A 9,721-nucleotide genomic window follows, 5' to 3' on the forward strand; every position below is an offset into this window, starting at 1 on the left:
CTACTTGAGTTAGCAGGAGAGACACATGCTTCAGCAAGAATCCCGAGTCAAGGTCGCCGACAACACCGGCGCCAAGATGCTCCTCACCATCCGCGTCCTCGGAGGCTCCGGCCGCCGCTACGCGGGCCTCGGTGACATCATCGTCGCCACCGTCAAGGACGCGATCCCCGGTGGCAACGTGAAGAAGGGCGACGTGGTCAAGGCCGTCATCGTCCGCACCATCAAGCAGACCCGTCGCGCCGACGGCTCGTACATCAAGTTCGACGAGAACGCCGCCGTCATCCTCAAGAACGACGGGGACCCCCGTGGCACCCGCATCTTCGGACCGGTCGGTCGCGAGCTCCGCGACAAGAAGTTCATGAAGATCGTCTCGCTGGCACCGGAGGTTATCTAGTCATGGCCAAGATCAAGAAGGGTGACCTCGTCCAGGTCATCTCGGGCGCTACCCAGGCCCGCGGCGGAGACCGCGGCAAGCAGGGCAAGGTCCTCGAGGTGCTGGTCGAGCGCAACCGCGTCGTCGTCGAGGGCGTGAACTTCGTCAAGAAGCACGTCCGCGTCGGCCAGACGCAGCGCGGCTCGAAGGAGGGCGGCATCGAGACCGTCGAGGCCTCGATCCACATCTCCAACGTCGCGCTCGTCGACCCGAAGACCAAGAAGCCGACCCGGGTCGGCCACCGCAACGTGGCCGTCACCAAGGACGGCGTGACCAAGACCGTTCGCGTGCGCTACGCGAAGGCGTCGGGTGAGGAACTGTAATGACTGACACCACCGCAGTGGCTGCGAAGGTTCAGCCGCGGCTCAAGGCCAAGTACCAGGCCGACATCATCCCCGCTCTCAAGGAGCAGTTCGGCTTCGGCAACGTCCACCAGGTCCCCGGCCTGGTCAAGGTCGTCGTCAACACCGGTGTCGGTGAGGCCGCCCGCGACGGCAAGATCATCGACGGCGCGGTCAAGGACCTCACCGCCATCACCGGTCAGAAGCCGCAGGTCACCAAGGCCCGCAAGTCCATCGCGCAGTTCAAGCTGCGCGAGGGTCAGGCCATCGGCGCTCACGTCACCCTCCGGGGCGACCGCGCCTGGGAGTTCCTGGACCGCCTGCTCTCGGTGGCGCTGCCCCGCATCCGCGACTTCCGCGGGCTGTCGGACCGCCAGTTCGACGGCAACGGCAACTACACCTTCGGCATCACGGAGCAGTCGATCTTCCACGAGATCGACCAGGACCGCATCGACCGCGTCCGCGGCTTCGACGTGACCGTCGTGACCACCGCCAAGACCGACGACGAGGGTCGCGCGCTGCTCAAGCAGCTCGGCTTCCCGTTCAAGTCGTCGGACAACGCGTAAGCAGCAAGCCTCGAGGCCGGGGGACGGTGAGAACCGCCCTCCGGCCTCGTCGTGCGTCCGCCGCCGGACCGGTCCGTCCGGAGCGGGCGGCGGGCGCCACGCGGGATCCCCGGATCCCGTGCACGATCGGCCCTCGACCGCAGGACCTCGGCCATGTAGCATGGCTCGTTGGCCTGCGTTCGCGCGGCCGCATGGGCGTCGACGTCGTCGGCGCCGTCCCACACCACAGGTCGTCACTCTTGTAAAGGGTGCCGAAACCAGGCGAGAAAGGCACCATCAGCCATGACCATGACTGATCCGGTCGCAGATCTGCTGACCAGAATCCGTAACGCGAACTCCGCGCACCACGACTCCATCACCCTCCCGGGCTCGAAGCTCAAGGCGAACATCGCCGAGATCCTCAAGACCGAGGGCTACATCGCCGACTGGAAGGTCGAGGAGGCGCGCGTCGGCACGACGCTCTCCATCTCCCTCAAGTACGGCCCGAACCGCGAGCGCTCGATCGCCGGCATCAAGCGGGTCTCGAAGCCCGGACTCCGCGTGTACGCGAAGTCGGCCGAGATCCCCACCGTGCTCGGCGGCCTCGGCGTCGCCATCCTGTCCACCTCGAGCGGTCTCCTGACCGACCGCCAGGCCGAGAAGAAGGGCGTGGGTGGGGAAGTCCTCGCCTACGTGTGGTAACCCCTCATGTCGCGTATTGGAAGACTCCCCATCGAGATCCCGGCGGGCGTCGACGTCTCCGTCGCCGGATCCGCTGTGACCGTCAAGGGCCCCAAGGGCGAGCTGACCGTCTCGGTCGCCAGCCCCATCCAGGTGTCCGTCGAGAACGGCCAGGTGCTGGTCTCGCGTCCCGATGACGAGCGCGAGTCGCGCTCGCTCCACGGCCTCACCCGCACGCTCATCGCGAACGACATCATCGGTGTCACGCAGGGCTACTCCAAGGGCCTCGAGGTCGTCGGAACCGGTTACCGCGTGCTGGCGAAGGGCTCGGACATCGAGTTCGCGCTCGGCTTCTCGCACCCGGTCGTCGTCACCCCGCCCGCGGGCATCTCGTTCACGGTCGAGGGCAACAACAAGCTCACCGTGCACGGCATCTCGAAGCAGGCCGTCGGTGAGGTGGCCGCCAACATTCGTAAGATCCGCAAGCCCGAGCCCTACAAGGGCAAGGGCGTGCGCTACGCCGGCGAGGTCGTTCGCCGCAAGGCCGGAAAGAGCGGTAAGTGATCATGGGACTCGGAACCAGAGGAAAGAGCAAGTCCGCTGCGCGCGGTCGTCGTCACGACCGTCTGCGCAAGAAGGTCGTCGGATCCGCCGAGCGCCCCCGCCTCGTCGTCAACCGCTCGGCCCGCCACGTCTTCGTGCAGGTCGTCGACGACGCTCAGGGCCGCACCCTCGCGTCGGCGTCGACCCTCGAGGCCGACCTGCGCGTGTTCGACGGCGACAAGACCGCCAAGGCCCGCAAGGTCGGCGAGCTCGTCGCCGAGCGCGCCAAGAACGCCGGTGTCGAGGCGGTCGTCTTCGACCGCGGAGGCAACAAGTACGCCGGTCGCGTCGCCGCGATCGCCGATGGAGCACGAGAGGCAGGGCTCAACCTGTGAGCGCCGCAGAGAACAAGGAACCCGAGGTCGCCGCTGTGTCGGAGGCCCCCGTCGAGACCGCTGCGTCCACGCAGCCGCAGCAGGAGGCTCGTGAGCCCCGCCGCGGCGGCCGCGACCGCAACCAGGGTGGCCGCGACCGCGGTGGCCGTGACGCCGAGAAGAGCCAGTTCCTCGAGCGCGTCGTGACCATCAACCGCGTGTCGAAGGTCGTCAAGGGCGGTCGTCGCTTCAGCTTCACCGCGCTCGTGGTCGTCGGAGACGGCAACGGACTGGTGGGCGTCGGCTACGGCAAGGCCCGCGAGGTCCCGACCGCCATCTCCAAGGGCGTCGAGGAGGCGAAGAAGAACTTCTTCCGCGTCCCCCGCGTCGCCTCGACCATCCCGCACCCCGTCCAGGGTGAGGCCGCCGCCGGTGTGGTGCTCCTGCGCCCCGCCGCCGCGGGTACCGGTGTCATCGCCGGCGGTCCCGTCCGCGCCGTCCTCGAGTGCGCCGGCATCCACGACGTCCTGAGCAAGTCGCTCGGCTCGTCGAACACCATTAACATCGTCCACGCGACCGTCGAGGCTCTGAAGCAGCTCGAGGAGCCGCGCGCCGTCGCCGCTCGTCGTGGTCTCGACTTCGACCAGGTCGCGCCGGCACGTCTCGTCCGTGCCGAGGCCGACGCCCTCGCCGCCGCGTCCAACGCGAAGGCAGGTGCCTGATGGCCCAGCTCAAGGTGACCCAGATCAAGTCGAAGGTCAGCGAGAAGCAGTACCAGCGCGACACGCTGCGCTCGCTCGGCCTCAGGAAGATCGGTCAGAGCGTCGTCCGCGAGGACAACGCCCAGAACCGCGGATACGTGAAGACCGTCGCCCACCTGGTGAAGGTCGAGGAGATTGACTAATGGCTGAGACGAAGAAGGCCGCCGCCGCGGAGTCCACGACTCCCGCGCAGGCGACCACCACGAAGGGCGCGGCGGCGCCGGCGACCAAGGAGCACGTGCTCAAGGTCCACCACCTCCGCCCCGCTGCCGGAGCCAAGAAGGCCAAGACCCGCGTGGGTCGCGGTGAGGGCTCCAAGGGAAAGACCGCTGGTCGCGGCACCAAGGGCACCAAGGCCCGCTACCAGGTGCGCGTCGGCTTCGAGGGTGGGCAGATGCCGCTGCACATGCGCACCCCGAAGCTCCGCGGCTTCAAGAACCCGTTCCGGGTCGAGTACCAGGTCGTGAACCTGTCCGCTCTCGCGGAGCTCTACCCCCAGGGCGGCGACGTCACCATCGGCGACCTGGTCGCCAAGGGTGCTGTCCGCAAGAACGAGAAGGTCAAAGTCCTCGGGGACGGCGACATTGCGGTTAAGCTGAACGTCGCGGTCGACAAGGTCTCCAGCTCTGCCGAGCAGAAGATCGTCGCTGCGGGCGGATCCATCAAGTAGCACCAGCAGCTTGTCGGTCGAGCTTGCCACGCCGACTCCCTCCGGGAGCGCGTGGCAAGCTCGACCTGTATCCCGCACCACAGAATTGAGCAGGAGACCTTAGGTAGTGTTTGGCGCCGTTGCGCGGATCTTCCGCACCCCCGACCTCCGCCGCAAGATCGGCTTCACCCTCGCGATCGTGGCGATCTTCCGGCTGGGATCCTTCATCCCTGCTCCGTTCGTCGACTTCAGCGCCGTGCAGGCCTGTCTCGCCGGCAACCAGGGCACCTCGGGTCTCTACGAGCTCGTGAACCTCTTCAGCGGTGGAGCACTGCTCCAGCTGTCGATCTTCGCGCTCGGGATCATGCCGTACATCACGGCGTCGATCATCGTGCAGCTGCTGCGCGTGGTCATCCCTCACTTCGAGACCCTGTACAAGGAGGGGCAGTCCGGTCAGGGCAAGCTCACCCAGTACACGCGGTACCTCACCATCGCGCTCGGCGTCCTCCAGTCGACGACGCTGATCACCGTCGCCCGCTCGGGCGCCCTCTTCGGCAACTCCGGCGTCCCGGAGTGCTCGGCGCTCATCATCACCGACGAGTGGTACTCCATCCTCCTCATGGTCATCACCATGACTGCGGGCACCGGGATCATCATGTGGATGGGCGAGCTCATCACCGAGCGCGGCATCGGCAACGGCATGTCGCTGCTGATCTTCACCTCGATCGCCGCCCAGTTCCCCACCTCCCTGTGGTCGATCGCGCAGTCGCGCGGCTTCGAGACCTTCCTCCTCGTCCTCGGCGTGGGCCTCGTGCTCGTGGTCGCCGTGGTCTTCGTGGAGCAGTCGCAGCGGCGGATCCCCGTGCAGTACGCCAAGCGGATGGTCGGCCGCCGCACCTACGGCGGCAACAACACCTACATCCCGATCAAGGTCAACATGGCCGGCGTCGTGCCCGTCATCTTCGCCTCGTCGCTGCTGTACCTGCCCGCGCTCATCGCGCAGTTCAACCAGCCCGCCGCTGGCCAGGAGGCCCCGGTCTGGGTCACCTGGATCACGAACTACCTCACCAAGGGCGATCACCCGCTCTACATGGCGCTGTACTTCCTCCTGATCGTGGGCTTCACCTACTTCTACGTCGCGATCACCTTCAACCCGGACGAGGTCGCCGACAACATGAAGCGCTACGGCGGCTTCATCCCCGGCATCCGCGCCGGCCGCCCGACCGCCGAGTACCTCAACTACGTGCTCACCCGGGTGACGCTGCCCGGATCGGTCTACCTCGGCCTCATCGCGCTCGTGCCCCTCGTGGCCCTCGCGCTGGTCGGTGCGAACCAGAACTTCCCCTTCGGCGGCACGTCCATCCTGATCATCGTCGGAGTCGGCCTGGAGACGGTGAAGCAGATCGACTCCCAGCTGCAGCAGCGCCACTACGAAGGACTCCTCCGATGACGTCGCATCCGATCGGCTTCCGTCTCCTGCTGATCGGCCCTCCCGGCGCAGGCAAGGGGACCCAGGCCGCTCGGCTGAGCGACATCCTCCGGGTGCCCGCCATCTCGACCGGGGACATCTTCCGCGCGAACGTCGCCAACGAGACCGAGCTCGGTCTCCAGGCGAAGGCCTACCTCGACAACGGGCGCTACGTGCCGGACGAGCTGACCAACGCGATCGTGCACGACCGCCTCCAGGAGGCGGACGCGTCGACCGGGTTCCTGCTCGACGGCTACCCGCGCACCACGGAGCAGGTCGACGAGCTCGACCGCATCCTCGCCGCGGACGACAACCGGCTCGACGCGGTCGTCCAGCTGACGGCCGATCCCGACGAGGTCGTCGGCCGCCTGCTCAAGCGCTCGCTCGAGCAGGGGCGCAGCGACGACACCGAGGACGTCATCCGGCGCCGACTCGCGCTCTACGAGGAGCAGACCGCTCCGCTCATCGACGTCTATGCGGCCCGCGGGCTCGTGGTCGTGGTCGACGGCCTCGGGCCGGTCGACGAGGTGACCGAGCGGATCGTCGTCGCCCTCGAGGGCCACCGCGTGGGCCGCCTCGACACCCCGGCCGCCTGAGCCGTGGCGTTCCGCTCCTCGCTCTACAAGACGCCCGCGCAGCTGCGGTCGATGCTCGCTCCGGGCCTCGCCACGGCCGCCTCGCTCGATGCGGTCCGCGCGGCGATCCGCCCGGGCGTCACCACGCTCGAGCTCGACGCGATCGCCGAGTCGGCGATCGTCGCACTCGGCGGCCACTCGAACTTCCAGCTCGTCCCGGGCTACCGGCACACGATCTGCGCCTCGGTCAACGACGAGGTGGTCCACGGCATCCCCGGCGGGCGCGTGCTCGAGCCGGGCGACCTGGTCTCCATCGACAGCGGCGCCGAGATCGACGGCTGGAACGGCGACTCCGCGATGACGGTGGTCCTGCCCGATCCCTCCCGCCCGGAGGAGGTCGCGGCACGCGCCGAGCTCTCGCGGGTGACCGAGGGATCCCTGTGGCGGGGGATCGCCGCCCTCGCCTCCGCCCGCCATCTCAACGAGGTCGGCGCGGCGATCGAGGAGTACATCGAGGACGAGGCCGAGCGCTCGGGCCGCGTCTACGGCATCCTCACCGACTACATCGGCCACGGCATCGGGCGCACCATGCACGAGGCTCCGCCGGTCTTCAACTACCGGGTGCGCCAGCGCGGCCCCGAGGTGAAGCCGGGACTCGTCGTCGCGATCGAGCCGATGGTCACCGCGGGCAGCGCCGAGACCTTCGTCCGCGAGGACGAGTGGACGGTCGCGACCGAGGACAGCAGCATGGCCGCCCACTGGGAGCACTCCGTCGCCGTGCACCACGACGGCATCTGGGTCACCACGCTCGCCGACGGCGGCGCGGCCGGCCTCGCCCCCTACGGGATCGTGCCGACGCCCTTCGCCTAGAGGCCCCAACGCGGAGCTCCTCCGATCCGATGCGGAGGAGGCTCCTCGTGGCCTCTCGCGCCCGGCGGGGGTGCGTCGGGCGCCCACGAAGCGCGGGAGCGGGAGGACGACAGCGCCCTCCGGCTCCACCCGGAGTGCGGGTGTCGGCTAGCTGTCGATCACCCGCACCAGCTCCTCGATGAAGCCGCCGAAGTCCGTGGAGCGCCGGATGAGGCGCTGCACCTCCGCCCGGTCGGCGAACACCTCGACGAACTGGTCGAACACCGACTGGAAGGTGCTGCGGCCGGCCGAGGCGAACGCGATCATCGCGATCACGTTCACCCGCTGCTCGCCCCACTCCATCGCGGTGTCGTTCACGACGATCGCGATGGAGGTGCGGCGGGCGCTCATCGCCATCGCGTGCGGGACCGCGAGGTTGTCGGTGAACGCCGTGGAGCTCATCCGCTCGCGCTCGATGGCGCCGTCGACGTAGTCCTCGTCGATGATGCCGCCGGCGATCATCCGCTCGCCCAGCATCCGGATCATCGCCGCCTCGTCGCGCGCGTGCACGTTGCGGAAGAACAGCTCCTCGTCGAAGAACTGCAGCAGCTCGTCCTTGATCTGCGCGCGGCGGCGGTGCCGGCGGACGCGGGCGATGGCCCGGCGCACCGTCTCGACGTCGTGGTCGGTGAGGAACGGCTGCACGACCACGACGTCGTCTGACGCGGGGCGCTCGTCGATCGTGGTGATCACGAGGTCGGCGGTGAGCCGGTCCCAGTCGACGTCGCTCCGCGTGATCAGCGAGCGCACCTCCACCTCGGTGCCGAGCGAGCGCTCGACGCGCAGGCGCAGCATGTGAGCGAGGTCGTAGTAGTTGGGGCAGACGATCACGCAGGACAGACGCTCCTCCCGCCGGGACACCCGCTCGAGGAACGAGCCGACGTGGAGGGCGATGTAGGCGATCTCGTCCTCGTTGACCACGACGCCCCGCCGGCGCTGCAGCCCGCTCGCCAGGAACACGGCGATCTCGTAGGTCATCGGGTAGCTGGTCTTGATCGAGCGGGTGAGCGGGTTGCGGGAGTAGCCGCCCTCGGCGGCCCGGGCGATCAGGTTGCGCACGTGCAGGGCGAGGCGGACGATGAAGCCCTCGTCGTCGAGGTCGACCAGGTACTCGCGGTTGACGTCGGCGACGAGCTCGCGGACGACGGCGAGGTCCTCCGGGTCGAGGTAGTTCTCGACCACGGCGGCGACCGGCTCGTTCTGCCCGGGCGTCGCCACCCGCGTCGTCATCAGGATCGCGAGCTGGGCGAGCTCGGCGTCGGTCAGGCGCGTCGCGAAGTGCCGTTCCACCAGCTCCGCCAGCAGGGCCGCGAGCTCGCCGTGGATCGCGGGGGAGGGGCGGGAGCCGGAGGGGTCCCCGATGCCCCGGGCGACGCGGTCGACGGCGATCGCGATGTGGAGGAGGACGCTGTTCACGCCGTAGTCGTTGATGTAGTAGCCGCGGGTCTCGAGCTCGGCCAGCAGCTCGGTCTTGAAGGCGCCGAGGCCGGGGGAGGCGAACTCGCGCTGGACGTCGTCGAGCGTGAAGACACCCTGCGCGCTCTCGTCGCGGAACATCCGCGAGATCAGGCGGCGGCGGGCCTCCTCGCTGCCCTCGAGGCGCACCGACGGGCCGCGCCGGACCAGCCCGAGGCCGGCCTCGTCGGCGAGGGCCTTCACCCGGCGCAGATCGGCGTCGACGGTCGACTCGCTCACCGACAGCGCGTCGGCGAGGGCGAAGACGTCCAGGCCCTCGTCGGAGTCGACCAGGCGGCGGACGATGCTGTACAGCCGGTCGCGCGGGGTGTCGGGCTCGATGTCGCGGCTGCGCTGCGCCTCCAGGTACGCCGCGTACGCCTCGCGCGCGAGCCGGTAGCCGTTCGCGGAGGACTCGACCGGCTCCAGCGGGGCGGCCTGCGCCTTCACCGCGGTGACGTAGCTCCGGACGCTGCGGGTGGTGACTCCGAGCCTGTCGGCGAGCTCGTGCGCCGTCACCCAGCCGTCGGCGCGGGAGAGGTACTCCAGCAGTCGTTCGCGGTTGTCAGGCATCAGGCTCCAGGCGTGCGGTCGGGGCGGGCGCCGGGAGCGCCACGACCCTGCCGCGGGCCCGCAGGACGCGGGCGGCGAGTCGTACGTCCCGTCAGTCAATCACCCCGGCGACGCGCCCGGGAGCCCCCGCGCCGCGGGCGGAAGGGGCCGTCTTCCGCCCCCGCGGAAGATTGTCTGCTGGAGGGTGCCGCCCCTCCGAGGGGATGCTTGGATGAATCACGACCCGGACGCGAGGAGGCGAACGAGGTGCGGAAGATCCTGATCGTCTGCGGTGCAGGCGCGTCGAGCACGTTCCTGGCCCACCGGCTGCGAGCGGGCGCGAAGGAGCGCGGCATGGATGCCGTGTTCCGCTCCGAGACCCTCACCGGTCTCGACCACTCCCTCCCCGAGGCCGACGTCCTCCTCGTGGGGCCG

At 69.1% G+C, this 9,721-nt stretch carries 14 protein-coding genes; 13 read left to right on the forward strand and 1 reads right to left on the reverse strand.

Going from position 1 to position 9,721, the window contains the following annotated elements:
- Positions 1-25: 25 nt before the first annotated feature.
- The 12 genes from rplN (at position 26) to map (ending at position 7,240) form a co-directional block, all read left to right on the forward strand.
- A complete protein-coding gene (rplN, locus tag C5B92_RS13295; protein ID WP_104224562.1) occupies positions 26-394 on the forward strand; it encodes a 50S ribosomal protein L14 in 369 nt (122 codons plus the stop codon).
- Positions 395-396: 2 nt separating this feature from the next.
- Entirely contained in the window at positions 397-756 is a 360-nt protein-coding gene (gene rplX / locus C5B92_RS13300) for a 50S ribosomal protein L24 (RefSeq protein WP_104224561.1), read from the forward strand.
- Entirely contained in the window at positions 756-1,340 is a 585-nt protein-coding gene (rplE, locus tag C5B92_RS13305; protein WP_068209425.1) for a 50S ribosomal protein L5, read from the forward strand. The genes rplX and rplE overlap by 1 nt, the downstream gene beginning before the upstream one ends.
- Before the next feature lie 282 nt (positions 1,341-1,622).
- Positions 1,623-2,021 carry a 30S ribosomal protein S8 gene (gene rpsH / locus C5B92_RS13310; protein WP_068209423.1) on the forward strand — a complete coding sequence of 133 codons (399 nt, stop codon included), beginning with the start codon at positions 1,623-1,625 and terminating at the stop codon, positions 2,019-2,021.
- Positions 2,022-2,027: 6 nt separating this feature from the next.
- Entirely contained in the window at positions 2,028-2,564 is a 537-nt protein-coding gene (rplF, locus tag C5B92_RS13315; RefSeq protein WP_104224560.1) for a 50S ribosomal protein L6, read from the forward strand.
- Positions 2,565-2,566: 2 nt separating this feature from the next.
- Positions 2,567-2,938, forward strand: coding sequence for a 50S ribosomal protein L18 (gene rplR / locus C5B92_RS13320; RefSeq protein WP_056037296.1), 372 nt, complete (start codon positions 2,567-2,569; stop codon positions 2,936-2,938).
- Complete coding sequence (rpsE, locus tag C5B92_RS13325) at positions 2,935-3,639, forward strand: 30S ribosomal protein S5 (protein ID WP_104224559.1); 705 nt, start codon at positions 2,935-2,937, stop codon at positions 3,637-3,639. Before rplR ends, rpsE begins: the two co-directional genes overlap by 4 nt.
- Complete coding sequence (gene rpmD, locus C5B92_RS13330; RefSeq protein ID WP_181024623.1) at positions 3,639-3,821, forward strand: 50S ribosomal protein L30; 183 nt, start codon at positions 3,639-3,641, stop codon at positions 3,819-3,821. Before rpsE ends, rpmD begins: the two co-directional genes overlap by 1 nt.
- The gene (gene rplO / locus C5B92_RS13335) at positions 3,821-4,348 is read left to right on the forward strand and encodes a 50S ribosomal protein L15 (protein ID WP_104226755.1); all 528 of its coding nucleotides are present in this window, start codon (positions 3,821-3,823) and stop codon (positions 4,346-4,348) included. The genes rpmD and rplO overlap by 1 nt, the downstream gene beginning before the upstream one ends.
- 106 nt (positions 4,349-4,454) lie before the next feature.
- Positions 4,455-5,777: a preprotein translocase subunit SecY gene (secY, locus tag C5B92_RS13340; RefSeq protein WP_104224557.1), complete on the forward strand. Its 1,323-nt coding sequence runs from the start codon at positions 4,455-4,457 to the stop codon at positions 5,775-5,777.
- Positions 5,774-6,391, forward strand: coding sequence for an adenylate kinase (locus tag C5B92_RS13345; protein ID WP_181028829.1), 618 nt, complete (start codon positions 5,774-5,776; stop codon positions 6,389-6,391). The genes secY and C5B92_RS13345 overlap by 4 nt, the downstream gene beginning before the upstream one ends.
- Before the next feature lie 3 nt (positions 6,392-6,394).
- Complete coding sequence (map, locus tag C5B92_RS13350; protein WP_104255704.1) at positions 6,395-7,240, forward strand: type I methionyl aminopeptidase; 846 nt, start codon at positions 6,395-6,397, stop codon at positions 7,238-7,240.
- Between the two features lie 147 nt (positions 7,241-7,387).
- Here the strand turns inward: map and C5B92_RS13355 are convergent, their stop codons facing one another.
- Complete coding sequence (locus C5B92_RS13355; protein WP_104350481.1) at positions 7,388-9,307, reverse strand: BglG family transcription antiterminator; 1,920 nt, start codon at positions 9,305-9,307, stop codon at positions 7,388-7,390.
- A gap of 207 nt (positions 9,308-9,514) precedes the next feature.
- On the opposite strand from C5B92_RS13355, the gene C5B92_RS13360 reads away from it, so the two are divergent.
- Positions 9,515-9,721 (forward strand): PTS sugar transporter subunit IIB (locus C5B92_RS13360; protein WP_374952935.1); only part of this gene is annotated, 207 nt, incomplete at its 3' end.

Origin of the sequence: Rathayibacter sp. AY1A4 (assembly GCF_002930955.1) — a bacterium.
Lineage (GTDB): Bacteria > Actinomycetota > Actinomycetes > Actinomycetales > Microbacteriaceae > Rathayibacter.